Source organism: Sphingopyxis sp. JAI108 (assembly GCF_013410105.1).
In the GTDB taxonomy this organism is placed as follows: Bacteria; Pseudomonadota; Alphaproteobacteria; order Sphingomonadales; family Sphingomonadaceae; genus Sphingopyxis; species Sphingopyxis chilensis.
In genome coordinates this window covers 98,539-124,887 of the sequence record NZ_JACCCJ010000004.1, presented here as the reverse complement: position 1 = coordinate 124,887, position 26,349 = coordinate 98,539, and the positions used below count along the sequence as shown (strand labels likewise).

Sequence of the window (26,349 nt, the reverse complement as noted above, 5' to 3'; positions counted from 1 at the left end):
ATGGGAAATCCCAGGACGCGCATCGTTTTGTGGTTCTAGAGGTAGAGGCAGCGGGGTGATTTATTCCGGATTTAGATCATTCCTCTTTGTGGCGTCGCGGCGGCACAGCATCAGCAACCGGGGATCAATGTCGTCGAGGTCCGGAACAAAATACACGTGGCCGAAGCCGTCATCGGACATGATGACCGGGACTTCGAACCATCCGCCGTGGGCCTCCACCCACTCCCAAGGTGGATCATTGCTGCCATCGACGGGATTGGTCAGAAGTTCGGCTACGTCGTCACCCGGCCGAACAACATGGAAGTGGGCGAGCTCGCTGATCGGGCATCCGTATTGAGCCAACTGCTCGAACCGTTGCCGCAGGATACGTTGAAGGGAAGGGTCGTCCACATCGGACGGGTCAGTGATGATAAGCATGTAGGGTTCTCCATATGAAAAAGGCCCCGGATTCCTCCGAGGCCCTTGGTTATGATGATTCTGATTTAGTTCGGCGGGGCAACAGTACCCGCGTCAGTCTGCTACTACGGTCTCGCCGATACCTTTGACGCTGCAATCGTTGGCGTCGATGCGCGCTTTGACGGTGGCGGCTCGCAGCGCCCCAAATCCATTTTGAGCGCGAAATCGCATACCTACGTTGTTACCTTGTTCGTCAGGGACGATGGCAATGGTTTCGATATGTTCGAAGGCGCCGGGATTGTGCAGCGTCTCTTTCACTTCGGTTTCCAGCGCGGCGAGCCGATGACCAAAGCTAGAAAAGCAGTCTTCCAGACGATCGTTGTAGTTTTGTAGCTTGGCCTGCGTGACCGCCGCCGCATCCAAGATGCGCTTGCTCTCGGCACGTTCAGCCTCGTCCTTTGCCAACCGCGCATCTTCAGCCACTTGTTTTGCCTTTACCTTCGCGCCCTCTGGGGTGCGGTGATAGGCCGCATAGCCTTGCGACCCGACCTGCCCCCAAAAGGCCAGGAAGGGGATGATGCAAACATAAGCGGCTATCCGCCACCCTCGGGACAGCCCGAAAAAGATCTTCGGTAGGTGCCAGAGCACCAGCAAAAACCCTGCGGCGAGCAACAGCCAAAACGCCGTCTCGGGAAATCCCGGCAGGCTTCGATATTCTAGAAGCAAAAGGATTGTCAGCGCCAGAACGAGCACCAACGAGAAAACGATCCATTGCAGAGGGCGTAGAGCTTTGGACGCCAACGAGGGCGCCGGAACCGTAGGAAGTTCAAGTTCAGACATATCTAGCCTTTCGATGATTGATCCGTTGCCGATCGACAAAGCGGATCGGGCCAGCACGACACAGCTTTAGCTGGAAGTCCGGCCGTTGCTATTAAAAATGACACGTTTGGTATACAGACGCGAGAAGCGCTCAGCGTCCACATCGACGCATGGATGTGGTTCGGCTTCTCGGCGTCAATGTCCGGCACCAACGCAAGCTGAAGGGCATGACCCAGGAACAGCTAGCGGCGGCGGCGGAGATGGAACGCAGCTATGTCAGCGACCTCGAAAGAGGTACGCGGAACCCGTCTGTGGCTGCGCTCGGCAGGATCGCTGATGCGCTCGGGATTGAGCCGCATCTCCTGCTGCTGAAAGACAGACGAACTTAGATCTCGCGCCTTCATATAAGATACTACTAATTGCGCGTGAGCGGTGGGGCTCTAGAGCTTATTAGAAATCGGCCCCTGGGGGGCGAGGCCTTCAAGCTTTGTGCGTTCTCGGCAAATGAACGAATGTAGAAAAACGGGCTCGACCACGGGGGGTTGGCCCTTTACGAAACCATCGAGGTGGTATTTAACGCCTTGCGAAACGCACTCGCATTCGTTAAGAACATAGCGAGAACAAATCTTGCATTCTAGGGGAACACAGATGCACTCACTTGAGCTTTGCGCGGGCGCAGGTGGCCAGGCCATTGGCCTCGAAAATGCAGGGTTTGAGCATGAAGCGCTCGTCGAAATTGACCGGCACTGCTGTGAGACACTCCGTTTAAATCGCCCCAATTGGCGAGTAATCGAGGACGATCTTCGGGTTTTCAAGGACCGCGCCACCGATTTCAAAGGTGTGGAATTGGTGGCAGGAGGGTTGCCATGCCCTCCATTTTCCGTCGCAGGTAAGCAGCTTGGGGCGTTAGACGAGCGCAACCTGTTTCCCGACGCGCTCGATATCATTGATGCTGTCCAACCAAAGGCAGTCATGATTGAAAACGTCAGGGGCTTCTTAGACGCAGTCTTCGAAGATTACCGGGCGCATTTGAAAAGTCAGCTACGCAAGCTCGGCTACGAGGCCGATTGGCGTCTCTTGAATGCGTCCGATTTTGGCGTCCCGCAACTTCGACCTCGCGTCGTCATCGTAGCTACGAAGCGAGAATTCTGGGGTAACTTCGAGTGGCCTTGCACGGAGCGCTACAATCCAAAAACTGTCGGGCAGACGTTATTTCCCTTGATGGCTGCTAACGGGTGGCGCGGGGCTGCCGATTGGCGCGATCGAGCGGACGAGATAGCACCGACGGTGGTGGGCGGTTCCAAAAAGCATGGCGGTCCCGATCTAGGGCCTACGCGAGCGCGAGCAGCTTGGGCGAAGCTTGGCGTTGAAGGGAGGACTATCGCTGAGGAGGCTCCCGGCCATGACTTCGTAGGGATGCCACGCTTAACAGTGGAAATGGTCGCACTTATCCAGGGTTTCCCGAAAGAGTGGAAGATCGCGGGGAAGAAAACAAACGCCTATCGGCAAGTTGGCAATGCTTTTCCACCGCCGGTAGCGGCCGCCGTTGCGAGTCAGCTTCGTGAGGCCGTGAGCGTCAGGCGATCCCTAGCTGTAGCTTGATCTCGGGCCGCTTCTTTTTGTTGTCCCACGCCCGGATTAACTGCTGGTGGTTGGAAGGCAAGTCTGCCCATTTTACCAGCTTATATCTGCTTCGCACAAAGCCCTGTTCTGTCGTGTAACGAGTGGTCTCAATATCGAGGCCAACGACAGGATATCGGAGTTCTCGAAGACGTTTCTGCCAATCTTCCTGCCGTTCACGAACGTTTGCGATGTCTTCGATCTTGTCGGAATCGACCCACTCGCCTTCGTGCATTTTAAGGAAGCGAGCGATCCTCTCGTGGACAGATTCAATTGCAATCAGCTCGGCCATTTCGGCGGGATCGAACGATTTGAAGAAGTCTCGTTTACCGTGGTTGCATTGGACGCAAATCGCCCAAAGATTCTCATCAACGGTCAGCCCGCCCCATGTCTGCGGGATCCTATGGTCAACTTGAAGCTTGATGTCGTCGCCATCGACCGTCCGGCCGCACATCTGACATTTTCCCTTAGCAAGATTTAGGATTCGAGCGCGCTGCTTACCCGAGATCGCGCCAGAATCCGTGTGAACGTTTTGCTTTTCGCCTTTGTAGCGATAGGCTTTGCGGCCTCCTTCGATGGAGAAAGGTATGTCGTAATGCTTCCGAAGATGCCTAAGCCGCCGCATCAACTGCTCTTGGTTGCCAACGTCGCCACCAATCTGCGCCCGAATTTCGGCGGCGGTGAGCCCGTCAGGGTACTTCCTGAGAAGTTCCAGTACCTTGCGGCCAGCGGCGGTTCCCTCCTTATTGATCGGTTTTTCCGCCATGGCTGATAAGCTGACAGCGGTTAGGCGCTCGGTCAATATGAGTCGCATCAAATCTCGAAACACGAAACCCGAGATGCTCGTCAGACGGCTACTGCACGCCGACGGGTATCGGTATCGATTGCATGCCCGTGACCTGCCGGGAAAGCCCGACCTCGTGTTTCGCCGGAGGCGCAAGGTGATCTTCGTGCATGGATGCTTCTGGCATCAGCATGATGAGCCTACTTGTTTGGACGGCCGTAAGCCGAAATCCAACACAAGTTACTGGTTTGAGAAATTAGAAAGAAACGTTTTTCGCGATGAAGAAAATCAAAAGCGGCTATTAGAAGAGGGTTGGGGCGTTTTGGTTGTTTGGGAGTGTGAATTAAAGCAGAGAGCGCATTTGCTAAACAAAATGAAAAAGTTTTTGCAGTAAATTTCAATAATAATTCTGTTTCCAAAATCAAATAGATCCTAACTTTTCATCTATAGAGAGTGCAAGATCGTACATCAAATTTAGAACAGAATTTTCAAAACCGATATAGTAAGAAAGCTCTGGAATAATATCCCGCTCACCATGAGCGATTTTGTTTCTCCTGCTGACCAGCGTCGCCAAAGATCGATTGTAGAGCTGAAGAGTGGGAACAATTAAATCAGCATCTTCAATAAGAGATTCTAAAGTCTTTGGCCATAAATTTGATTCCGTATTAACGTCTGGAAAGTCGGCAGGAGCTTTCATTAGATCGACTTCAAAAGAACGCATTTTAGATATTAAGTCTATTGTCGGCAGACTTCGAAGGTCTTTCACTTTTTTATCTAGTGCGAGGGCTTGCATCTTTGAAGGAAGATCTCCGTGACATTTGCCGGCTACTTTAATTGCATCATAGTATACCGTTAGCGCAAACTTGCAAAAACCTTCATAATGCGCGTAAAGAAGCGCCCAAGCGGCTCTGAATAGAACGAACTTTTCGCGCTCGCCGATTTCGTTGTTCGTGATCAGGAGTCTTAAAACCGCAAGTTCCGCTTCGCGCCAATCAAGATCCCGCTCTATCTCTGCGGTGGGCGTCATTCGTCCACCAAGGCTTGCTTTACTAAGTCGATGCGGGTCTCCATCTTGCCCTTTGAATTTGCTCCTGGGCCGCTAGCAGCTTTGAATTCAGCGGTTTCAAAGGTGTCGCTCAGGCGCTGCTTAAGATCTTCGGAAGGCATCTTTTCGAGGCTTGCGGTGCTTCCAGCGAGTGCACCCACGACTGCCTCAAAGTATGCTGGCGCTAGTCGGCCGAATGCTTGGCCTTCTCTGGAGCGCGAAAATGCGGTGTCGCCTAGTTTTTCGGCAATGAACTTGAAAAACTGCTCAAAGTCAGCAGCATCTTCCATTGCGTCGGTGCGCTTAAAGAGAATGTCTTCCATGAAGCTGTCTAGCCACTCTCGAACATTTCCTCGAAACGCATCCCGATAGTGCCTGACGGCAAAATATCTCAATACGAGCTCTTCGTCGGCCCGCTGTTCGATATCGGGATCGGGAACCCGAGAAGTGGCCATCTTGAAATCTTCACTGCTAGCTAGAGCCTGAAGTTTCGCGTAGAAATCGCCACCTCCCGCGATCATTCTAGAGGAGCAGTTGCGAATTTCCTGTGGAGAAAGGAGCGACCCACCGGTATTCAATCGTTTGAACATTTCATATTTTACATACTCATCGCCGCTCTTCTTAATAATTACGGCGCGAATTGGGGTCCTTTTTAAGCCTAAACGAACAGAAGTGCTGAATTCTTCGTACTTCATTCCATTTATGTCGGAGAGTATGTCGCAACCCTCTAACACGAGTTCCGGTTCGTTGATGACCTCGTGATCTAAAAATTGAAGAACAGAGCTGGTCCTTTGAAGGCCGTCGATGAGCTCAAGAACGCCATTTTCATTTTCGATGAGGAAAATTGGAGGGATCGGAAGCCGGAGTAGAATCGATTCAATGAGACGAGACCTTTGCTCGTTGGACCAACGGAACAAGCGTTGGTACTCAGGCTGGATCACGATCTCTCCGTCTCGATGAAGGTTAAGCAGTTCGCCAAACGAAAAGTCTACCGCTTCTGTACGAATCTCTTTGCTTTCGATTGATTCCATTTCTGTTATCTTTCGTTAATTGTTGGCACTTCATAGCCGACGCGGCGGCGGTGGCAAGCCAATGTCAGATCGTGACCCAATATTTCGATGTTCTTACTCACGCGACCACGCCAAGTCAGATAATACTAACTTCGTCGCCCTCGGTCGCGGGCCTAGGATAGACCTTGCAAAATAGCTCGGCGAGTTCCTGCCCACGCTTCCTAATAGCCTCCTCGTCCCATCGCTGAGCTTTATCGAAATAACGGTTGAGGCGCAGGACCGAGTGACCATACTCCGCAAGTTTGAGATCGAACGAGCCGTTACTGGCTGCCGGGTTTGCGTATTTGTTTAGGAGTGACAGATTCCCAAATGTCTGCACTGCAGCAGACCGCGCCCGTGCCAGTTCGACCAGCGGCTTTTCCTCTTCCGTGGGGGTATGCCACCAGTTGGAGATGTCTCGTTTCACTGCCTGACCGTTCAGTAACCAATTCGTCCACCAAGTTTGCGGCATGACGTGTTCGATCTGCAGTCCATCGGCCATCTCCTCGTCCTCGCTCTTCTTGCCGCGCAAGCCGAGTTCAAGGCGTTCGAAAATCAGGCGAAGGGCAGGTTGCTTCAAGTCTTTATATATCGGTTTCCGCAGCGCCGCTTCAATTATCCGCTTGTCGGAAGGCCATGCACGCGTAGTTCCCCGGCCGTGCAGCAGCTTTCGTTGAAGCGCAGGCAGGACCGCGTCACCCCGATGAGAGGATATTTCGCCAATTACCTCCAAGAACATCTTGTTGTATTCTTTGTTTTCTTCCCCAAGGAAGGCGCGCCGAATTATGTACGACTGCATTACGTCTAGGCATTCCGACAACTGCTCCGGCGTCAGTTCCGCTTCCAAGCGAAGGAACAAGAGCAAGGGGATTGCGGTTGAGACTTCAAAATCTCGTATAACCCGAAAGATATCGTTGCACTTCAGCTTTTGACCGACGGCACTTTCACATTGTTCGAACACGTCTGCGTATCGGCTGAAATCCTCGAGTTCATCTCTTACCGAAGCGTATCGGCGCGGACTGACTCCAATCCAGCGCTTGTACTCTTCGTTCACGCGCCGGGCATCGATTAACTCCGCCTTTTTCACAGACAGGAAGTGCCGCAACGCTAAGTCCAAGCGCGAGTAGGCCCGGCCGCCCCGCTTGACTTCAAAGCTCCAGAAGGCGGTTTCAAACTTACCCCAATAGTCGTCAAACAACTTGTCGCGGTCTGCGTGCTCTTTTTCCGCCCGCATGAAAATTAGACTACGGAGAAGGTCCGACTGGGAAAGAGGACGTCCCTGCGAGTTCAACGAATAGAAGATTTCTTGACTGTCATCGCCGTCTGACAGCGAAATCTCCACGACGCAGAAGTCCTGCTTGATGGCTTGGAGGAGCGCAAAGGCGCAGTCTTCGCCGGACTTGCCTTCGCGGTTAGTCTTCTCCTCGGCGATCCAACTTGTAACCTCTTGGTAGAAATACAAATATCCCTCAACGAGATTTGATCTCGGCTCAGGTTTTCGTTTCCGGGGAAGGCGCACTAGAGGATATTTTTTGACCACCGCGTCGCGGCTGCCAGCTGTGACGATGCCGGAAAAGATCTCACGATTCAGCTGAGTGGGCCAAAGCTTGAAGACTTCTTCCTCAGGCTTCTCCATAACATCTGCGTCGGCGTTCTCCAGGTAACGATTGGTCGTCCGATCGAGCGTTTTCCAATCATTAGAGCGGGCGAAGTCTCGGAAGGCACACAGCAGGAGTTGGATGGTGGTGAGGCGCTGCTGGCCGTCAATGACGAGGAGGCGCTTTACCTCTCTAGATGACGTCGGTTTGACGCCTTCGATGATGAGAGCACCTAAGTAGTGAGCGTTGGTTTTCGTGCCATTGAGCTGAAGGCACGCCTTTTCGGCAATGTCCTCCCACAAGGTTTTCCACTGAGGGTCCTCGTTCCAGACATACAATCGCTGGAACATCGGCACGATATAGCGGGATTGCGCGTTAAACAGATCGTCAATCGTGCGTGGATTAGCCTGCAATTTTTTCTACCCCCCGTATTTGATACCGGCATACTTCGCATTGAAGCCCAATCGCTGTCTAGGGCAGTTCAATCCGATTCGTATCTTGATCGGATGCCTGTGCAGATCAGCAGCCTTCTCGTAGGGCAAAGTCACCCAAGCAGGACCCATTCGGGCGCCCAGCTCAAATGCCTTTCGGCCGTGTGTCTCGCGATTTCCTAGGGAAGGTAGTGGTGCCGCTTGGTGACTCGAACACCTGACCCCATCATTACGAATGATGTGCTCTACCAACTGAGCTAAAGCGGCAACGAGGGGCGCCACTAGCAGCGCCTTCGGATGAAAACAAGCGTCCTTGCACAAGTGGCGGATAAGGGTTTTGCGCGTCCGCCGGGCCGGGGTCAATCCCGGCCCAACGGCAGTTCGGTCGTCGCCTTGATTTCGGACAGCGCCACTGTCGAGTTGATTTCCTGCACTCCCGGCAATTTGCTAAGCTGGTCGAAGAAGAAACGCTCATAGGCGTCGATGTCGCGCGCGACGATGCGCAGCATGAAATCGGTCGTGCCCATCAGCACATAGGCGTCGAGCACCTCGGGAAAACCCTGGATCGCCGCGCTGAATTCATCGAGATTGGCGCGGCCGTGGGCATTGAGCTTCACCTGCGCGAAGACATGCGCGTTGAGCCCCACTTTGCGCCGGTCGACGATCGCGACACGCTTCCTGATGAAGCCGTCGCGTTCGAGGCGGTCGATGCGGCGCCAGCAGGGCGAAACCGACAGTCCCACGCGTTCGGCGATCTGTGCCGTCGTTTGATTCGCGTCGCGCTGCAGTTCGCGGAGAATCTTTATCTCGAACGGGTCCAAATCGGTCATTCCAACCGAATAACCCAATTTGGACGGCAAGAAAATCCGAAAATCATTCAGGGTGGCCGATAATCGATCAAGTTTTCCCGGCGTGAAAATGCGACAAGCTACCGTCAATCCAAGGAGTATGTTTCATGGTCGTCCGTCTTGCCCGCCTGGCCCCGCCGCTCGAATGCGTGCGGCTTTATGATCTCGAAGCGGGTCTCGACGGCTTCATCGCGATTCACTCGACCGCACTGGGGCCCGGCGCGGGGGGGTGCCGGCTGTGGTCCTATCCCGACACGAGCCACGCGCTCGCCGATGCGGTGCGCCTGGCCGAGGGCATGAGTTACAAGAATGCGCTCGCCGGCTTGCCGCTGGGCGGGGCGAAGGCGGTGCTGCGGCGGCCCGAGGGCGACTGGGACCGCGTCGCCTTGTTCCGCGCCTTCGGCCGCGCGGTCGAGGCGCTGGGGGGACTCTATGTCACCGCCGAAGACGTCGGGACGTCGGTCGAGGACATGCAGGAGGTTGCCTCCGTCTCGCGCCATGTCGCGGGCTTGCCCTCGGTGGCAGGGCGCGCGGGCGGCGATCCGTCGCCCTGGACCGCGAAAGGTGTTTTCGAATCGATGCAGGTCGCGGCCGAGTTCGCGCTGGGCCGGGAACTCGACGGGCTGACCGTCGCCGTCCAGGGCACCGGCAATGTCGGCGCCGACCTGTGCCGCCGCCTTGCCGCGGCGGGCGCGCGGCTCGTGATCGCCGACGTCAGCCCGGCGCGCCGCGACCGGCTCGCGGCGGTGCATGGCGCCAAGGTGGTCGACGTATCGGAGATCGCATCGGTCGATGCCGACATATTCGCGCCCTGCGCGCTCGGCGGCGCGCTCGACCGCGACACCGTCGCGAAGCTGAAGGCAAAGCTCGTCTGCGGCGCTGCCAACAACCAGCTCGCGACCCCTGACATCGCAGGGCTGCTGCTGGAGCGCGGGATCGCCTATGCGCCCGACTATGTCGTCAATGCGGGCGGCATCATCAACGTATCGGCCGAATATATTGGCGAGGACGAAAGCGACGTCGAACTGCGTGTCGCCCAAATCGCGCCGCGAGTCGGGGATCTGCTCGATCGCGCGGCGCGCGAAGGCCGCTCGCCCGCAGTCGTCGCCGACGAAATGGCCGAGGAGGTCATCGCCGGCGCGCAGCGCGAGGCGGCCTGATGCACCGTTTTCGCGTCGACGCGATCCTTGATCCGCAATCGCTGCCGCGCGTCGCCAATTTCTTTGCGCAGCGCGCGATCGTGCCGACCGGTGTGACGATGCGCGTCCTGCCGTCGCACATGCAAATCGAGGTCGCGGTTGCGGGGCTGGAGGCGGCGCAGGCTGCGATCATCGCGGCCAAGCTGGGCGAAGTTGTTGCTGTCCTGCGATCCGAAGTCGAAGAGTCCGTAACGGCGATTTACGGCGCGGACCGCAGGCAGCCGACCTTGGCCGTAGTGGGCTGAGCTTCAACTTCTTCTTTCGCGATGGCGAGGCTGGCGTGGCTTGCTTCGCTTCGCCGCGCGTGCAAGAGCCGCGCCGACGAGCAGCGGGAGAAAGAGGCGATGCGGTTCGACGTGGTGATAGTTGGTGCGGGGCATGGCGGCGCGCAGGTCGCGATGATGCTGCGGACGCAGAAGTTCGAAGGCAGCATTGCGATCGTCGGCGAGGAGCCCGAGCTTCCCTATGAGCGCCCCCCGCTGTCGAAGGAATATTTCGCGGGCGAGAAAGAGTTCGAGCGTATCCAGCTGCGCCCCGCCAAATATTGGGACGAGCGCGCGGTGACGATGCTGCTCGGCAAGCGGGTCGTCGCGGTCGATCCCGCCGCGCATAGCGTCACGACCGACGACGGCGGGACGATCGGATATGGCAAGCTCGTATGGGCGACCGGCGGCCATCCGCGCATGCTGCCGATCCCCGGCGGCGACCTTCCCGGTGTGCAGGGGGTGCGCACCCGCGCCGACGCCGATGCGATGAAGGCGGCGTCGGAAACCGCGCGCCAGATCGTGGTCATCGGTGGCGGCTATATTGGGCTCGAAGCGGCGGCGGTACTGAACAAGGCGGGTAAGAAGGTCGTGCTATTGGAAGCGCTCGACCGCGTTCTCGCACGCGTTGCGGGCGAAGAGCTGTCGCGCTTCTACGAGAAGGAGCATCGGGATCATGGCGTCGACCTGCGGCTCGGCGTCTGCGTCGATGCGATCGAGGGCGAGAGTCATGTCACCGGCGTGCGCCTTTCGGATGGCGAGATCGTCCCCGCCGATCTGGTCATCGTCGGCATCGGCATCGTGCCCGCCATCGAGCCGTTGGTCGCTGCGGGCGCCGATTGCGCCAACGGGGTGCGCGTCGACCGGCTCTGCAAGACGAGCCTGCCCGATATTTATGCGATCGGCGATTGCGCCGCGCATGTGAACGACTTTGCCGAAGGCGCCGAGATCCGGCTCGAATCGGTGCAGAACGCGAACGATCAGGCGAATGTCGTCGCCAAGGGCATAGTGGGCGACGAGGCTCCCTATCATGCGATCCCCTGGTTCTGGTCGAACCAGTATGACCTGAAGCTCCAGACCGCGGGCCTCTCGACCGGGCACGATCAGGCGATGCTTCGCGGCGATCCCGCAAACCGCAGCTTCTCGGTCGTTTACCTCAAAGCGGGCAAGGTGATCGCGATCGACTGCGTCAACGCGACCAAGGACTATGTCCAGGGCCGCATGATCGTCACTGCGGGACTTCGCGCCACGGCGGAGCAGCTCGCCGACACCGAAACGCCGCTCAAGGCGTTGCTGCCAGTCTGAGGCTTACCAGCGGATCGTCAGCCCCACCGTGCCGCCATAGCGCCGGCTGCGCGGTCCGTCGGCGTCGAAGCCGTAATCGCCTTTCACATGCACCGCGACGTTTTCGCCAAGGCGCGCGATCAGGCCAGCGCCGAACTCGGCCTCGGTACGGCCGAGATCGGTGATGATCGGGTCGGTGCCGAAGCGCGTCGTCTGGTCGCCCGAGAAGCCGTGCCACAGGCTGGCGTGGAGATAGGGCTGGAAGCCGCCATACCCGCCCTGCAGCCGCAGTCCGGCCCGCCCGGTCAGCACATCGCCGGTCGCGAAGTCGATCGTCGAAAAGCTGTCCGCCCGGTCGTCGAGCTTCACCTGCTGCCACAAGAGCTGCGCCTGCGGTTCGAGCGTCCAGTTGGCCGAGAGGGCAAGCGGATAGCCCGCTTCGATCGAGGCGGTCCATCCCTTGCCGTCGATGTCGATCGCTTCGCCCGAACTGGCCGAGGTTTCGCCATCGAACCAGCTGTGCATGACGACGGCATCGACATACCAGCCGTTTTCCCCGACGAGCGTGGCATAGCCGGCAAGGCTCGTCGCCTTGACGTCGATCTGGCCGACCGTCAGGTCGTTCCAGCCGAGCGCGCCGCCGCGGACGCTGCCGTCGGTCGACGAGCGTCCGACGAAGGCGCCGAGACGGACGTTCGTGCCGCCATCCTCTCCAAAGCCTGCAAAATCCTGGCCGATCTGGAAGCCCGAGAGATCGCCATCGAGCGACGGGGCAACGTCGCCATCCCATTTGATCTCGCTATTTTCGGCAAAGACGCGCCCCCAGGTCGCGGGTAGCGCGCCGCCGCCGCGCAGCAGCGCCTGTTCGCCGCGCCGTTCATGGAAAGTCCCGAGCGTTGCGCTCGCGAGATGATGCGCCACCGGCACCGACGCGACAAAAGCCGCGACTTCGGGACGATAGAGCGGCACTACCTCCGCGATCACCGGTGTCGCACCGGGGGTCGGCGGCTCGACCACGACCTCCGGGGCCGGGGAGGGAAGGGGCGCCGGTTCCGCCGGCGGCTCGGGCGGCGGCGGCGGCGCTTCGGGTTCGGGCGCCGGCTCGGGCGCGGGCGTCGGCGCCGGGGGCGGATCGGTCTCGGTCACCGGCGGCGCGGGGTCGACCGGATCGGGATTGTCCGGCGTCGGTTCGGGCGGTGGCGGTGGCGGCTCGGGCGCTGGAGCGGGCGGCGGGGCAGGCGGCTCGGGCGGCAGCGGTTCGGGCGCAGGATCGGGCGCCGGCGGGGTTAACACCGGCGGCGCGGGGGCGGGTTCGGGGGGCGGCGGGGTTTCGGGCTCGGGCGCTGGTTCGGGCGGCGGCGGCAATGTCGAGCGGAGATACCAGTTTTCGCCGGTTCCGGCCGTCGTGCCGCCGCGGAACAGGAAATATTCATAGGCGCCGACGGCGACGCGGTGGTTGAGCGCAAAGGCGCCGCTCGCTGTCGTTGCGCCGCCCACCGCCTCGACGATGAGAATGCCGTTCTGCTGCGTGGCGCCGCCGGTGCCGCCCGCGTTGATCACGGTCACGCCGGTCGTGCCCGAAGCATCGCCGCCGTCGATCACGAGCTTGTCGGAGAGCGACGCGTCGTCGCCGAGAACGGTATCGATCAGCAAAAGCCCGTTGTTGCCGACATAGTCGCCGCCGACGGTAAAGCTGTCGCCCGGCGCATTGCCGCTGTTGGTCAGGTCGATGCGTCCGGCATTGACCAGCGTCGCGCGCTCGCCCGCGGTGAAGGCGACGATCCCGCCCTGCAGGCCGCCGCCGAAGATCGTGCTCGACGCGTCGAGTTCGAAGCGCCCGGTGCCGGTCCCGGCGTCGCCGAGGGTCAGGAGGCCGTCGAACGTCAGTTCGCTATCGTTCGTCGCCCGGACATCTTCCCAGCCGTCGAAGCGTGCGACACCGCCCGTCGTGACATTGTCGAAGACCAGCGCGTCGGTGCCGACCCCGCCGGTGATCCGCGGCGACCCGCCGAGGTTCGCGTTGGTCAGATTGGCAAGCCGCGCGCTGTCGTCATCGCCGCCCATGTCGACCATGCCATGCACGATCCCGCCGCCGTCCCAGACGAAACTGTCGGTGCCGGCGCTGAGCAGCACGTCGCCGCCCACCGACCCGCCGGTGATCGTCACGCTGTCGGTGCCGCCCGATACGCTGATATTGCCGCCGATTGTCCCGTCCGAGAGGATGATCGTGTCGTTGCCGAAACCGGCGACAAGGTTGCGGTCGATGACGCCGCCCGACATGTCGAAGAGATTGTCGGCGAGCTTCATATTCACGCGTCCGATCCGCCCGCCAGTCATTCGCGCGGTATCGCCGTCGTCGAACGCATCGACGATGCGGCCGCCGGTCATCAGGAATGTGTCCATCGAACCACCCTGATTGAGCCGGTCCACCTCGCCGCCCGTCATGACGAAATCGTCGACGCCTTCGCCTTGCTGCACCTGGCCGGTGACGGTTCCCGCGCTGATCGAGAAGCTGTCGTCGCCATTGCCCTGATCGACCGAACCCTCGATCCGGCCCGAATTGACGGTAACCGCATCGGCTCCGCCGCCGAAAGTGACGTCGCCCGCGACGGTGCCGGTGCCGCCGGCAGGGAGCGTCAGCTGATTGTTTCCGTCCGGATCGTCGAGTCCGCCCGCGGACGTGCCGCTGTCGCAGATGTGGACGTCGTCACCGGCAGTGGGCGTGAAGACGCATTGCGCAAAGGCGGCGGAGGTCTGCCCCAGCGCGACGAGGGCGGCGGACGACAGAAATAGGGGCCTGAGGGTATGTTTGGGGGACATGGGGCATCGCTCCCTTTCCGGGTCGGTGCGCCCCCCTGTCCGTGCAACCTATTAATCGAATATTGCCAAAATGTTAAGCGTCAATAGCTGGCGGCGGTTCGTCACCCAGCGCGCGCTTCAGTGTTGCCTTGATATTGCGCAGCAGGCGCCGCAGCGCGATGATCACCACGACCGCGGCGACCGCGAGCAGGATCGCGATGACGATCGCCAGCGGCGGATAGGCGATCGCGAGCGCCAGCAGGCCGCCCGTAGCGAGATCTTCGCCGGTCGAGACCGCGGCGTTGCTGAAGGGCTCGGGGCTGACGTTGACGACCGCGCGCGTCGTCGCCTTCGCCCCATGGCTGAGCAACGCGCCGCCGCCGCCGAGCAGGAAGGCGATCACCTGCCACGCCGGATCCGACGCATCGACCAGCGCGAGCGCGAGCAGCGCGCCGCCGAGCGGACGGACGAAGCTGTGGACGGTGTCCCAGATCGAATCGACCCACGCGATCTTGTCGGCGAGGAATTCGGCGAGCGTGCCGACGGCTGCCACGCCCAGTACCCACGGGTTGGCGAGTATCTGCAGCGCCGCGAGATGTTCGGGAAGCGGCAGCCAACCGAAGCGCATCGCGACGCCGGTCGCCAAAATGGTCAGGTAGAGCCGCCAGCCGGCGAGGAGGCTGAGGCTGCCGGCGACGCCCAAAATCTCGACGATTCCCAATGTCCCGCTCCCCGTCCCGCATCACATGATGCCATCTTGCACCCGTCCGCGCGCGCCCGCAATGCCGGGATGACAAGGCGTCGTGGTGCGGTTATCGCTCGGGTTATGACCGACGCAGCTTCGCCGACCGCACCGCCCGAAGTCTTGCCCGACGGCGCCATTCCGGCGGCGACGCTGGTCATCATGCGCCCGTCGGAATGTGGCGGGGCCGACGAGATATTGATGGTCAAGCGTTCGACGAAAATGGCATTCGCGGCCGGCGCCGTCGTGTTTCCGGGGGGACGCGTCGATCCCGACGATTATCACGTCGCGCGCCTCTACGGCTTCGGGATCGACGAGGCCGACGGCGCCGCGCGTGTCGCCGCGCTGCGCGAGACGCTCGAGGAAACGGGGCTGGCTGTCGGCTGGCCGGAACTGAAGGAAGGGGAGGTCGCCGAGGTGCGGCGGGCGCTGCTCGGCGGGACGCTGCTTTCGGATATCCTGACGGCGCGCGGCGACCGAATCGCCCTGGAATCCTTCGTTCCCTTCGCGCGCTGGTGCCCCAATTTCAAAGAAGCCCGGACGTTCGACACGCGATTTTATGCCGTCGCGGCGCCGCCCCACGGCCATGAATTGACGGTCGAAGAGGCCGAGCACAGCCATATCTTCTGGGCGAGCGCCGACGCGACGCTGGCGATGGCCGATCGGGGCGAGGTATCGGTGATCTTTCCGACCCGGCGCAATCTTGAACGCATCGCGCAAGCCGCCGATTTTGCGGGTTTCTCGTCCCATTCGCGTCAGTTTCCTGTCGATCTGGTGACGCCATGGATCGAGGACCGCGATGGGCAAAGCCATCTCTGCATTCCGAGCCACCTCGGCTACCCCGTGACGAGCGAGCCCTTCGACCGCGTTCGGCGCGGATAACGGCAGTTCAGTATGGCAACTTTTTCCCTATTTATTATTTACTAACATTTGTTGGGCTAGGGCAAATCGTCGTTGCAATTGCTGAAGGCCGTGCCTAAGAAGGCGCTGCAGAAGCAGACCGGGGCGGGTTCTCCGGTGTGATTCGACAAAAGTAATCCAGTGGACGGAGAATAAGATGAACCTGCTTAAGAAGGCTGCGATCTCTCTCGCAGCGACCTCGATGATCGCGGCTCCGGTCGCCGCATCGGCAGCTCCTGCGGCTCGCGCCGCTTCGGCAGTTGACGGCCAGAGCGAACTCGAAGGCAGCACGAGCTGGATCATCGCTGTCCTCGCTCTCGTTGCTGTCGTTGGCGGCATCATCATCGCGTCGGACAACGACGACGACGAACCGACCAGCCCGTAATATCGGCTGATCGCTACCGAATACCGAAAGGCTCCGAGCGTCGCTCGGGGCCTTTTGTGCGTTAGGAGTTCCCAAAAATCGAGAATCGCCGCGCGAAGTCGCGGCGTCGCGCGATCAGGGGGCGACGTTCCGCACCGTCCGCGATTGCGCCAACGGAATCGCCTGACGGGCGCGCTCGGCGGCTGCCGCGTCGATGGGCGCGAGCGCCAGCGCATAGCCCTTTTGCGCCACGGCTTGTTTCGCTTCCGCATCGGCAAGGATCGTGCCCCAGGGATCGATTGCGACGCTGTGGCCATAGGTTTGCCGGCCGTCGGCATGCGAGCCATATTGCGCGGCCGCCACGACATGGCATTGCGTTTCGATCGCTCGCGCGCGCATCAGCACATGCCAATGCGCCTCGCCGGTCGATACGGTGAAGGCGGCCGGGATGGCGATGATCGTCGCGCGGCGATCGGCCAGCGCACGATAGAGTTCGGGAAAGCGCAGGTCATAGCAGATGCTGAGGCCCATCCGTCCGAGCGGCGTATCGACGAGAACCAGCCTGTTCCCACCCTCATAGGCCGCCGATTCGCGCCAGTTCTCGCCCGAAGGCAGCGTGACGTCGAACATGTGGATCTTGTCATAGCGCGCCCGGATGCCGCCGTCGGCGGCAATGACATGGCTGCGGTTGACGCGCCGTTCGCCGTCGTCGGCGAGCAGGGGCATCGATCCCGAATGCAGCCATATCCCGTGCTTTTGCGCCAAAGCTTGCAGCGCGGAGGGCCAGCGACTGTCGGCTTCGCGGACGATATGGCCGCCCGACCGCACGCGGTCGCGGTCGAGCAGCAGCGACATTTCGGGAAGGAAGGCCATGACCGCCCCGCGCGCCGCGACCTCGGCCATCGCGCGGTCGATCGTCGCCAGGTTCGCGTCAGGGTCGATGCCGCTCGTCATCTGGATCAGCGCGGCAAGCGGTGCAGGCGAGGAAGCGTCCATTCTTGCTGGCTAGGCTCCTGCCGCGCGCCGGGCAAGCATGACAGTTCAGTGGCCAGCAAGGTTCGGACGCGATAAGAAGGGGCAATGTCCTATTCTCCCCCGCGCCATTCGCTTCGCTTCGGCCGTTCGCTTTTTCTTTCCGGTGCCGCGGCACTGCTTCTCGTGCCGCTTACCGCAAGCGCGCAGGACAGCAGCCCGACCGCGACGGCCCAGAACGCGGCGAAGAACGCCGACTGGCTCTATGCGGGCAGCGATATCCCGCGCGATACCGCGTGGCAGTTCGGTGTGCTCCCCAACGGCGTGCGCTATGCCGTGCGCAACAATGGCGTGCCGCCGGGGCAGGTGTCGATCCGCGTGCGCATGGACGTCGGTTCGATGTTCGAAACCGAGGACGAGCGCGGCTATGCGCATTTGCTCGAACATCTGACCTTCCGCGGATCGGAGCATATCCCCGACGGCGAAGCGAAACGCATCTGGCAACGGTTCGGCGTCACCTTCGGCAGCGATTCGAACGCGCAAACGACGCCGACGCAAACTGTGTACCAGCTCGACCTGCCCAGCGTCACGCCGGCCAATCTCGACGAAGGCATGAAATTGCTGTCGGGCATGATCCGCGAACCGCGCATCTCCGAACTGGCGGTTGCCGCCGAACGCGGGGTGGTGATGGCCGAACTGCGCGAATCCGACGGCCCGCAAAAGCGGATCGCCGATGCGACCAACGCGCATCTCTTCGCCGGCCAGCTCCTCGGCGACCGTTCGCCGATCGGCACCACGGCCTCGCTCGGCAAGGCGAGCGCGACCTCGGTCGGTGCCTTTCACGATCGCTGGTACCGCCCCGACCGGGCGGTGGTCGTTATCTCCGGCGACGGCGACCCGGCGGAATTCGCGCGGCTGATCGCCAAATATTACGGCGACTGGCAGGCGGACGCGCCGAACCCGGTCGCTCCCGATTTCGGCAAGCCCGACCCGAAGCAGCCCGCGGCGCTCGAGATTGTCGAGGCAAGCCAGCCGCTCGCGCTGACCCTCGCGATGGTGCGGCCGTGGAAGAAACGCATCGACACGGTCGCAAACACGCGGCGGCTCTATCTCGAATATCTGGCCCAGGCGCTCGTCAACCGCCGGCTCGAAAATCGCGCGCGCACGGGCGGCAGCTATCTCGTCGCGACGGTCGAGCAGCAATATGTCAGCCGCAGCGCCGACGTGACGATGGCGTCGATCGTGCCCCTGAACGACTGGAAGGCCGCGCTCGCCGACGTCCGCGGGGTGATCGCCGACGCCGTGAAGACGCCGCCGTCGCAGGCCGATATCGACCGCGAGATGAACGAGATCGAGGCGTTTCTGCTGAAGGAACTCGAAAATGCCCGCAACGAACCCGGTGCGCGGCTTGCCGACGACATGGTGCGCGCGGTCGACATCGGCGAAACGGTAACGAGCCCGCAAGGGCAGGTCGACATGTTCAAGGCGATCCGCGCCTCGGCGACGCCGCAGGTGATGCTCGACATCAGCAAGGCGATCTTTTCGGCGCCCGTGACGCGCGTCGTGCTGACGACGCCGACCTCGGCGGGTGGCAACGCTGCGGTGCTGGCCGCGCTGAAGGCGCCGGTGGCGGCGCGCGACGACCGGCTCACGGCGGTCAAGGCCGATTTCGGGCAATTGCCCGGGTTCGGCCAGCCGGGTGCGATCGTTTCGACGACTCCCATTCTGGGCTTGCGCGCCGAGCGGGTCGAATTTTCCAACGGCGTCACGGCGCTGATTTCGAACAACAAAGTCGAACCGGGCAAGGTCCGCGTCAATGTGCGCTTTGGCACCGGCAATCGCAGCGTCGCGGCCGATGCGCCCAACCTCCTGTGGACCGGCGATTATGCGTTGGTCGCGAGCGGGATCGGCCCATGGGGGCAGAATGAGATCGACAAGCTGACCAACGGACGCCAGATTCAGATGAATTTCGCGATCGACGACGATGCGTTCGAACTGTCCGCCGAAAGCAGGCCCGCCGACCTTGCCGATCAGATGCGCCTGATCGCGGGCAAGCTGGCGGTTCCCCGCTGGGATCCCGCACCGGTCGAGCGGCTGCGTATCGGCTACCTCACCGGATACGACCTCAACGATGCGACGCCCAACGCGGTGCTCGACCGCAACCTGCGCGGCTGGCTGACGAACAACGACGCCCGCTGGGCCGCGCCCGACAAGGCGCAGATCGAGGCGCTGACGCCGGCCGCCTTCCGCGCCTTCTGGGAACCGCGCCTTGCGAGCGGGCCGATCGAAGTGCAGATTTTCGGCGACCTCGAAACGGTCGATTACAAGAAGATCCTCGCTGAAACACTGGGGGCGCTGCCGTCGCGCAAGACCCTGGCACCGCCGAGCGGCCAGCGGGTCGCGTTCGCCAAGCATGTGTCCGAACCCGACATCGCTTACCACCGCGGCGAGCAGGGACAGGCCGCGGCGATGACGGCATGGCCCACCGGTGGCGGCCTCGCCAGCCCGCGCGACGCGCGCGGGCTCGAGATACTCGCGGCGATCTTCAACGACCGGTTGTTCGATCGCCTGCGCGCCGAACAGGGGGCCAGCTATGGCCCGGTCGTCGACAGCCACTGGCCGACCGGTTTCGACACCGGCGGTTATCTTCTGGTCGGTAGCCTGCTCGCGCCGAAGGATCTCGACCGCTTCTATTCCATAGCGAAGGATATCGCCGCCGACCTGGTGACGAAGCCCGTCGGCGCCGACGAGCTGGCGCGCAATGCGGGTCCGATCCGGGAACAGGTCGCGCGGGCTTCGACGGGGAACGTCTATTGGATGTTCCTGCTCGAAGGCGCGACGCGCGATCCGCGCGTCGCCGCCGCGGCGCTGTCGATCCAGGACGATATTTCGGCGGTCACCGCCGCCGACGTCCAGCGGCTCGCGCGGCAATATCTGACCCCCGAACGGCAATGGTCGCTGGCGATCCTGCCCAAGGGCATGACCCTTGCCGATGCGTCGGCGCTGGATGACGCGCCCGCAGCAGTGGGCGGGCGTTAGGCGGTCTCGTTTCCGGCTATCGGCCGCTTGGTCGTGCGGATCCGCGGCTCATGGTCGAGCTTGCCCTTGGTCATGATGTCGTGGCGCATCGTGGCGCGGACGTCGTGGATCGACGCGATCACCGGCCCCATTGCGACGCCAAGGTCGATCAACACCGCCTCGGCGAGTTGCAGCGAGCTTTCGAGCGTTTCGGGCACCGCGTCGCTGGCGCCCGCCTGATACAGCGCGGCCGCATGGTCGGCGTCGCGCGCGCGGCTGATGATCGGCAGGTCGGGGTATTTCCGGCGCAACTGGCGCGTCATCCGTAACTGCTGCACCGGATCGTCCATTGTCAGCACGATCGCCTTGGCATGTTCGATGCCGAGCTTGTCGAGGCTGCCCGGCCGCGCGACGTCGGCAAAACGCACGCTGAAGCCGTCGCGCCGCGCCGCCGCGACCGTGTCGATATCGGCATCGACCGCCACATAGGGGCGGCCGTGTTCGCGCAGCAATTCGGCGACGGTGTGGCCGACGCGCCCAAAGCCGACGATCACCGTGCGATCCTCGGGCGTTTCTTCGTCCTGCGCGTCGCCCGAACGCATCTCGATCCGCCGCGCTACGTCGTGGCCGACGCGCGCAAGCAGCGGCGTGATCGTCAGGCCGATCGCGGTGACGAGCTGCCAGAATTCGGCGGTGTCGCGACTGATCAGCTGCGCCTGCAAGGCGGTCGCGAGCACGATCAGCGTCGTTTCGGACGGGCTCGACATCAACAGGCCGACCTCGGCCGCAGTGCCGCGCCGCGCCGCGCCCGCGAAGCGCAGGAGCGCCGCCGTGACCACGGCCTTGACCAGTACGACGCCGACGACCGCCATGATCAGGGAGGGCCATTGGCTCGCGATCGTCTGGAGGTTGAGCCCCATGCCGACGCTGATCAGGAACACCCCGAGCGCGAGGCCCTTGAAGGGGGCGGTGATCGTTTCGACCTCCTCGTGATATTCGGTTTCGGCGATCATCAGCCCCGCGAGCAGCGCACCGACGATCGGCGACAGGCCGACCGCGGCGGTCGCGAGCGCGGCGACGATGACGACGAGCAGGCTTGCGGCGAGGAACAGCTCGGGATCCTTCGCGCGCGCTGCCTGCGCAAAGATCTTCGGGAGCAGGAACCAGCCGCCGATAGCAAGCGCCGCGACGACGAGCGCCCCCTGCCACAGCGTTGTCAGCAGCAATTCGGCGCTGTCGCCCGACGCTGCGGGGGATAGCGCGGCGAGGATGAAGATGATCGGAACGAGCGCCAGATCCTCGAACAGCAGCATCGAGAAGGAGGCCCGGCCCACAGCCGACTTGGTTCCCGCGATCGGGAGCACGAGCGCGGTCGAGGAGAGCGCGAGGGCGATGCCGAGGCCGTAAGCCGATGTGAGCGGCTGGTCGCGGAACAACAGGATCGCCGAGCCCAGAATCGCGCCGCCGAAGATCAGTTCGGCGGCACCGATACCAAAGACGAGCTTGCGCAGTTGCCAGAGGCGCCTGAACGAGAGTTCCAGCCCGATCGAGAAGAGAAGCAGCACGATGCCGAATTCGGCGAACAGCGCGATATCCTCGGTCGAGGCGATCGTGACGTGTTTCAGCCACGGATAATCGCCCGCCAGCATCCCGAGCCCCGACGGACCGACGAGAAGGCCGACGAGGATGAAGCCGATTACCGGCGAGATCCTGAATCTTGCGAACGCGGGAATGACGACGCCCGCCGCGCCGAGGACCACGAGCGCGTTGCCGATGGCGGAGGTTTCTGTTTCGGATACCATTGGGGCCGACCTTATGCAGGCCGGCCCCGATTGGCTAGAGCGCTATCTCAACTAATTCGCTTGTTTAAGCGCCCATCTTCTTGTCGAGATTTTCGACGATCGCCTCGAAGAAGCCTTCGGTCGTCAACCAGTTCTGGTCGGGACCGATCAGGAGCGCGAGGTCCTTGGTCATCTTGCCGCTCTCGACGGTGGCGACGCAGACCTTTTCGAGGTCGCCGGCGAACTTCACCAGTTCGGCATTGTCGTCGAGCTTGCCGCGGTGCTTGAGGCCGCCCGTCCACGCAAAGATCGAAGCGATCGGGTTGGTCGACGTCGCCTTGCCCTGCTGGTGCATGCGGTAGTGGCGGGTGACGGTGCCGTGCGCGGCTTCGGACTCGACGGTCTTGCCGTCGGGGGTCATCAGCACGCTGGTCATCAGGCCGAGCGAGCCGAAGCCCTGCGCGACGGTGTCCGACTGGACGTCTCCGTCGTAATTCTTGCAAGCCCAGACGAACTTGCCCGACCATTTGAGCGCCGAGGCGACCATGTCGTCGATCAGGCGATGTTCGTACACGATGCCGATCTCGTCGAACTTCGCCTTGAATTCGGCGTTGAAGATTTCCTCGAACAGATCCTTGAAGCGGCCGTCATAGGCCTTGAGGATCGTGTTCTTGGTCGACAGATACACCGGCCACTGGCGCGCGAGGCCATAGTTCAGGCTGGCGCGCGCGAAGTCGCGGATCGAATCGTCGAGATTGTACATCCCCATCGCGACGCCCGACGACGGGAACTGGAACACTTCCTCATCGATCAGCGTGCCGTCCTCGCCCTCGAACACCAGGCGCAGCTTGCCGGGGCCGGGGACGCGGAAATCGGTTGCCTTATACTGGTCGCCAAACGCGTGGCGGCCGACGACGATCGGGTCGGTCCAGCCGGGGACGAGCCGGGGCACATTCTTCATCACGATCGGTTCGCGGAACACCACGCCACCCAGGATGTTGCGGATGGTGCCGTTCGGCGATTTCCACATCTTCTTGAGGCCGAATTCCTCGACGCGGGCTTCGTCGGGGGTGATCGTCGCGCACTTCACGCCGACGCCATATTTTTTGATCGCGTTCGCGGCCTCGACGGTGATCTTGTCGTCGGTGCGGTCGCGTTCCTCGATGCCGAGGTCGTAATAGTGAAGGTCGACGTCGAGATAGGGAAGGATCAGCCGTTCGCGGATCCATTGCCAGATGATCCGGGTCATTTCGTCGCCGTCGAGTTCGACGACCGGGTTGGCTACCTTGATCTTGCCCATGCGTTCAGCCTTTTTCCTTGGGGAGTCGGAGTTGCAGCGGGCCTTAGGCAAAGCGGCGCGATTGATCAACCGCCCGTCGTGCTTGCCGATGGCCGCGGGGCGGCAACGATCGCGTCGCCTTATCCATTGTCAGTATAGAAGCCGCACCCTAGAAGAATGGTCATGTCCACTATCATCTCATCGAACCGGCCCGGCGGGGGCATCAAATGGCAATGGCCCTCGGTTCATCCCGAAGGCCGCAAGTTCCTGTTAATCGCGGGAATCGTGACCCTCTGTTTCTGGCTGCTCGGGTGGGAGATACTCGGCTGGCTGATGCTGGGCGTGACGATCTGGATCGGGACCTTCTTTCGCGATCCCGTGCGCGTCACCCCGGCGAGTGCCGATCTTGTCATCGCCCCGGCGGACGGGCTGATCACGCAGATCGCCGAGGTCCCGCCGCCACCCGAAATCGCGGGCTCTGACGGGCTCGGCGCGTCGCCGATGCTGCGCGTTTCGATTTTCATGAGCGTCTTCGACGTCCATATCAACCGCACCCCCGTCGCGGGGACGCTGCGCAAGCTCGTCTATATCCCCGGCAAGTTCGTGAACGCCGATCTCGACAAGGCGAGCGAGGAGAATGAGCGCCAGCATTTCGTCGTCGAGCGCGCCGACGGCATGCGCATCGGTTTCACCCAGATCGCCGGCCTCGTCGCGCGGCGCATCATGCCTTTCGTGACGATGGGCAACGAACTTGCGACCGGCCAGCGCGTCGGCCTCATTCGTTTCGGCAGCCGCGTCGACGTCTATCTGCCCGCGGGCACCGCGCCGCAGGTGCTGCTCGGCCAGCGTACGCTGGCGGGCGAAACGGTGATCGCGCGGATCGGCATTGCCGAGACGATCGAGGGAGTCGGACAGTAAGGATGGCGGACGAAGCCCCGGTTCCGGTCGACGCCGAACATCGCCGCATCGGCGGGATTCCGCTGCGCGCCTTCGCGCCCAATGCGATCACGCTGCTGGCGCTGTGTTCGGGGCTGACCGGCGTTCGTTTCGCGATCGATGGCGAGTGGGCGGCGGCGATTACGATGATCATTGTCGCCGGCGTGCTCGACGGAATGGACGGGCGCATCGCGCGCCTGCTGCGCGCGCAAAGCAAATTCGGCGCCGAACTCGATTCGCTCTCCGACGTGATCGCCTTCGGCGTCGCCCCGGCAATGATCCTGTTCTTGTGGTCGCTCGACGAGGCACCGAAATTCGGGTGGACCGCCGCGCTCGCGCTCGCCGTCTGCTGCGCGCTTCGCCTCGCGCGCTTCAATTCGCGCATGGATGCCGAGTTCCAGCCGCACAAGTCGGCGGGTTTCAACACCGGCATTCCCGCGCCGGCGGGGGCGGGGCTGTCGTTCGTGCCCGTCTATCTGTGGCTGACGACGGGCCATGATCTGTTTCGCGAATGGTATGTCGTGCTGCCGTGGGCACTCGGAATTGCGATGCTGATGATCTCGGCGATCCCCACCTATAGCTGGGCGTCAATCCGGCTGCGCCGTTCGTGGCGCTTGTTCGCATTGGCGGGGGTCGGCCTGTTCGGTGCGGCGCTGGTCACGGCGCCCTGGCTGACCCTGCTCGCGGTCTGCGCGCTCTATGCCGCGACGCTGCCCTTCGGGCTTGCGAGCTATGCGAAGGTCAGGCGGCGCGGCTGATTGCCGGCTGCATCCGGACCGTGGCGCGGACCGGGCGCGAGGTATCGCGGCGCGCTGCCGAACGGCGCAGCGTCACCCTGCACGAGGCCGGCCCCGGCTGCGGCGCGATGTCGAGCGGAAAGGCGCCTTCGCCCATCAGTGCCGACAGGATCGCATCCTCATTGTTTCTGAGCATGGCCAGGATGACCGTGACGCCGAGCCCGGCGGCGGCGACGAAGAGGAGAGCGGCTGCGACCTGAACCATGATCTTGTCCTTTCGGCTTTCCTGTGCGAAAGCTTTTGTTAACCAGCGACGGTTTCCGTGAACTTTTTGTTCCATGTTCCCGTTTTGTTCTCAACACCTTTGCGACGAACGGAGTCGCTTTGTCGTTGAGCCGAGTCCGGCGCGCGCGACGGGTCGAGCGTGAAAAGACGCCTACACCCCTTGCTTTTGGCGGCCAAGACGGCTAACGGCCCGCCCATTCCACATGGAAGGCGCACATACCGGTGCCGGGATATCGCTTTGAGCGGACACCCCGGTTCTTGCCTTCCAGAGGACTAACCGGAAGGAGAAAGACTATGGCGGCACCTGTCGTCACGATGCAGAATCTTATCGAAGCTGGCGCCCACTTCGGTCACCAGACCCACCGTTGGAACCCGCGCATGAAGCCGTACATCTTCGGCGCGCGCAACGGCATCCACATCCTCGACCTGTCGCAGACCGTGCCGCTCTTCGCGCGCGCGCTCGACTTCATCGCTTCGTCGTCGGCCGCCGGCGGCAAGGTGCTGTTCGTCGGCACCAAGCGCCAGGCGCAGGGTCCGATTGCCGACGCCGCGCGCGCGTCGGGTCAGCATTTCGTCAACCACCGCTGGCTGGGCGGCATGCTCACCAACTGGAAGACGATCTCGGGTTCGATCAAGCGCCTCAAGACGCTTGAGGAACAGCTCTCGGGTGACACCTCGGGCCTCACCAAGAAGGAAGTGCTCAACAAGACGCGCGAGCGCGACAAGCTCGAAATGTCGCTTGGCGGCATTCGCGACATGGGCGGCATTCCCGACGTGATGTTCGTGATCGACGCGAACAAGGAAGAGCTGGCGATCAAGGAAGCCAACGTCCTTGGCATCCCCGTCGTCGCGATCCTCGATTCGAACGTTTCGCCCGACGGCATCGCCTTCCCGGTTCCGGCGAACGATGACGCCGCGCGCGCCATCCGCCTTTACTGCGATGCGGTTGCCCAGGCGGCAACGCGTGGCGGCCAGCAGGCCCGCGCCGATCGCGGCGAAGACCTTGGCGCCGCGGTCGAGCCGACCGCCGAGCCGGTAATCGAAGAAGCCGCCGCTCCGGTGACCGAGGACGAACAGGTCCCAGCCGAAGCCGCCGCCGAAACCGAACGCCAGAGCGACGCCTGATCGCTCGCGGGCATGGCAGGACGGCGCGGCTAGGGTCCGCGCCGTCGCTGTCATCCCTTTGACTTATCGCCCCGC

The 26,349-nt window shown here is 62.0% G+C and carries 25 protein-coding genes and 1 tRNA gene; 12 read left to right on the top strand and 14 right to left on the bottom strand.

Translation table 11 applies throughout. From position 1 onward, the window contains the following. Positions 1-60: 60 nt before the first annotated feature. Together HDC29_RS16920 and HDC29_RS16915 are read right to left on the bottom strand one after the other, a co-directional pair. Entirely contained in the window at positions 61-417 is a 357-nt protein-coding gene (locus HDC29_RS16920) for a hypothetical protein (protein ID WP_179499468.1), read from the bottom strand. 93 nt (positions 418-510) lie between these two features. Further along, positions 511-1,236, bottom strand: a complete 726-nt coding sequence (locus tag HDC29_RS16915) for a hypothetical protein (protein WP_179499467.1) — start codon at positions 1,234-1,236, stop codon at positions 511-513. Positions 1,237-1,385: 149 nt separating this feature from the next. Between HDC29_RS16915 and HDC29_RS16910 the strand changes: the two genes are divergently transcribed. Together HDC29_RS16910 and HDC29_RS16905 are read left to right on the top strand one after the other, a co-directional pair. Beyond that, a complete protein-coding gene (locus tag HDC29_RS16910) occupies positions 1,386-1,604 on the top strand; it encodes a helix-turn-helix domain-containing protein (RefSeq protein WP_179499466.1) in 219 nt (72 codons plus the stop codon). Between the two features lie 259 nt (positions 1,605-1,863). Then, on the top strand, positions 1,864-2,817 hold the full coding sequence (locus tag HDC29_RS16905; RefSeq protein WP_179499465.1) for a DNA cytosine methyltransferase: 954 nt from the start codon (positions 1,864-1,866) through the stop codon (positions 2,815-2,817). Here the strand turns inward: HDC29_RS16905 and HDC29_RS16900 are convergent. After that, a complete protein-coding gene (locus HDC29_RS16900; RefSeq protein ID WP_179499464.1) occupies positions 2,792-3,601 on the bottom strand; it encodes an HNH endonuclease in 810 nt (269 codons plus the stop codon). The genes HDC29_RS16905 and HDC29_RS16900 overlap by 26 nt on opposite strands. Between HDC29_RS16900 and HDC29_RS16895 the strand changes: the two genes are divergently transcribed. Continuing rightward, positions 3,600-4,013, top strand: coding sequence for a very short patch repair endonuclease (locus tag HDC29_RS16895; RefSeq protein WP_179499463.1), 414 nt, complete (start codon positions 3,600-3,602; stop codon positions 4,011-4,013). The two genes, HDC29_RS16900 and HDC29_RS16895, sit on opposite strands and share 2 nt — an antisense overlap. A 27-nt stretch (positions 4,014-4,040) precedes the next feature. On the opposite strand, the gene HDC29_RS16890 is transcribed toward HDC29_RS16895, so the two are convergent. The 5 genes from HDC29_RS16890 to HDC29_RS16870 all read right to left on the bottom strand — a co-directional run bounded on the left by HDC29_RS16890 (position 4,041) and on the right by HDC29_RS16870 (position 8,572). Further along, entirely contained in the window at positions 4,041-4,646 is a 606-nt protein-coding gene (locus HDC29_RS16890) for an MAE_28990/MAE_18760 family HEPN-like nuclease (RefSeq protein ID WP_179499462.1), read from the bottom strand. Further along, a complete protein-coding gene (locus HDC29_RS16885; RefSeq protein WP_179499461.1) occupies positions 4,643-5,695 on the bottom strand; it encodes a DUF262 domain-containing protein in 1,053 nt (350 codons plus the stop codon). The genes HDC29_RS16890 and HDC29_RS16885 overlap by 4 nt, the downstream gene beginning before the upstream one ends. A gap of 115 nt (positions 5,696-5,810) precedes the next feature. Then, positions 5,811-7,724 (bottom strand): DUF262 domain-containing protein, encoded by a 1,914-nt coding sequence (locus HDC29_RS16880; RefSeq protein WP_179499460.1) that lies wholly within the window; start codon positions 7,722-7,724, stop codon positions 5,811-5,813. Between the two features lie 210 nt (positions 7,725-7,934). Continuing rightward, positions 7,935-8,009: transfer RNA gene (locus HDC29_RS16875), tRNA-Thr, on the bottom strand. Between the two features lie 92 nt (positions 8,010-8,101). Then, positions 8,102-8,572 carry an Lrp/AsnC family transcriptional regulator gene (locus HDC29_RS16870; RefSeq protein WP_179499459.1) on the bottom strand — a complete coding sequence of 157 codons (471 nt, stop codon included), beginning with the start codon at positions 8,570-8,572 and terminating at the stop codon, positions 8,102-8,104. A gap of 125 nt (positions 8,573-8,697) precedes the next feature. Here HDC29_RS16870 and HDC29_RS16865 point away from each other — a divergent pair, with 125 nt between their 5' ends. The 3 genes from HDC29_RS16865 (at position 8,698) to HDC29_RS16855 (ending at position 11,357) form a co-directional block, all read left to right on the top strand. Next, positions 8,698-9,750, top strand: a complete 1,053-nt coding sequence (locus HDC29_RS16865; protein WP_179499458.1) for a Glu/Leu/Phe/Val dehydrogenase — start codon at positions 8,698-8,700, stop codon at positions 9,748-9,750. Beyond that, the gene (locus HDC29_RS16860; protein WP_179499457.1) at positions 9,750-10,034 is read left to right on the top strand and encodes a hypothetical protein; all 285 of its coding nucleotides are present in this window, start codon (positions 9,750-9,752) and stop codon (positions 10,032-10,034) included. The genes HDC29_RS16865 and HDC29_RS16860 overlap by 1 nt, the downstream gene beginning before the upstream one ends. Before the next feature lie 99 nt (positions 10,035-10,133). Next, complete coding sequence (locus HDC29_RS16855; protein ID WP_179499456.1) at positions 10,134-11,357, top strand: NAD(P)/FAD-dependent oxidoreductase; 1,224 nt, start codon at positions 10,134-10,136, stop codon at positions 11,355-11,357. Positions 11,358-11,360: 3 nt separating this feature from the next. On the opposite strand, the gene HDC29_RS16850 is transcribed toward HDC29_RS16855, so the two are convergent. Beyond that, the gene (locus HDC29_RS16850; protein ID WP_179499455.1) at positions 11,361-14,156 is read right to left on the bottom strand and encodes an autotransporter outer membrane beta-barrel domain-containing protein; all 2,796 of its coding nucleotides are present in this window, start codon (positions 14,154-14,156) and stop codon (positions 11,361-11,363) included. A gap of 73 nt (positions 14,157-14,229) precedes the next feature. Further along, complete coding sequence (locus tag HDC29_RS16845; RefSeq protein ID WP_179499454.1) at positions 14,230-14,856, bottom strand: DUF4126 domain-containing protein; 627 nt, start codon at positions 14,854-14,856, stop codon at positions 14,230-14,232. A gap of 105 nt (positions 14,857-14,961) precedes the next feature. On the opposite strand from HDC29_RS16845, the gene HDC29_RS16840 reads away from it, so the two are divergent. Together HDC29_RS16840 and HDC29_RS16835 are read left to right on the top strand one after the other, a co-directional pair. Beyond that, complete coding sequence (locus tag HDC29_RS16840; protein WP_179499453.1) at positions 14,962-15,759, top strand: NUDIX domain-containing protein; 798 nt, start codon at positions 14,962-14,964, stop codon at positions 15,757-15,759. Positions 15,760-15,934: 175 nt separating this feature from the next. Continuing rightward, positions 15,935-16,162: a hypothetical protein gene (locus HDC29_RS16835; protein WP_179499452.1), complete on the top strand. Its 228-nt coding sequence runs from the start codon at positions 15,935-15,937 to the stop codon at positions 16,160-16,162. Positions 16,163-16,276: 114 nt separating this feature from the next. On the opposite strand, the gene HDC29_RS16830 is transcribed toward HDC29_RS16835, so the two are convergent. Then, complete coding sequence (locus HDC29_RS16830; RefSeq protein ID WP_179499451.1) at positions 16,277-17,137, bottom strand: carbon-nitrogen hydrolase family protein; 861 nt, start codon at positions 17,135-17,137, stop codon at positions 16,277-16,279. Between the two features lie 84 nt (positions 17,138-17,221). Here HDC29_RS16830 and HDC29_RS16825 point away from each other — a divergent pair, with 84 nt between their 5' ends. Then, entirely contained in the window at positions 17,222-20,152 is a 2,931-nt protein-coding gene (locus HDC29_RS16825; RefSeq protein ID WP_179499450.1) for a pitrilysin family protein, read from the top strand. On the opposite strand, the gene HDC29_RS16820 is transcribed toward HDC29_RS16825, so the two are convergent. Then, the gene (locus HDC29_RS16820; RefSeq protein ID WP_179499449.1) at positions 20,149-21,933 is read right to left on the bottom strand and encodes a cation:proton antiporter; all 1,785 of its coding nucleotides are present in this window, start codon (positions 21,931-21,933) and stop codon (positions 20,149-20,151) included. The two genes, HDC29_RS16825 and HDC29_RS16820, sit on opposite strands and share 4 nt — an antisense overlap. A gap of 64 nt (positions 21,934-21,997) precedes the next feature. After that, positions 21,998-23,212 (bottom strand): NADP-dependent isocitrate dehydrogenase, encoded by a 1,215-nt coding sequence (locus tag HDC29_RS16815; protein WP_179499448.1) that lies wholly within the window; start codon positions 23,210-23,212, stop codon positions 21,998-22,000. Between the two features lie 162 nt (positions 23,213-23,374). On the opposite strand from HDC29_RS16815, the gene HDC29_RS16810 reads away from it, so the two are divergent. Both HDC29_RS16810 and HDC29_RS16805 read left to right on the top strand, forming a co-directional pair. Next, positions 23,375-24,109, top strand: a complete 735-nt coding sequence (locus HDC29_RS16810) for a phosphatidylserine decarboxylase (protein WP_179499447.1) — start codon at positions 23,375-23,377, stop codon at positions 24,107-24,109. A gap of 2 nt (positions 24,110-24,111) precedes the next feature. Next, a complete protein-coding gene (locus HDC29_RS16805) occupies positions 24,112-24,885 on the top strand; it encodes a phosphatidylcholine/phosphatidylserine synthase (RefSeq protein WP_179499446.1) in 774 nt (257 codons plus the stop codon). Here HDC29_RS16805 and HDC29_RS16800 read toward each other — a convergent pair. After that, on the bottom strand, positions 24,869-25,129 hold the full coding sequence (locus HDC29_RS16800) for a hypothetical protein (protein WP_179499445.1): 261 nt from the start codon (positions 25,127-25,129) through the stop codon (positions 24,869-24,871). The two genes, HDC29_RS16805 and HDC29_RS16800, sit on opposite strands and share 17 nt — an antisense overlap. Positions 25,130-25,443: 314 nt before the next feature. On the opposite strand from HDC29_RS16800, the gene rpsB reads away from it, so the two are divergent. Next, positions 25,444-26,274 (top strand): 30S ribosomal protein S2, encoded by an 831-nt coding sequence (gene rpsB / locus HDC29_RS16795; protein ID WP_179499444.1) that lies wholly within the window; start codon positions 25,444-25,446, stop codon positions 26,272-26,274. The last annotated feature ends 75 nt before the right edge of the window (positions 26,275-26,349 follow it).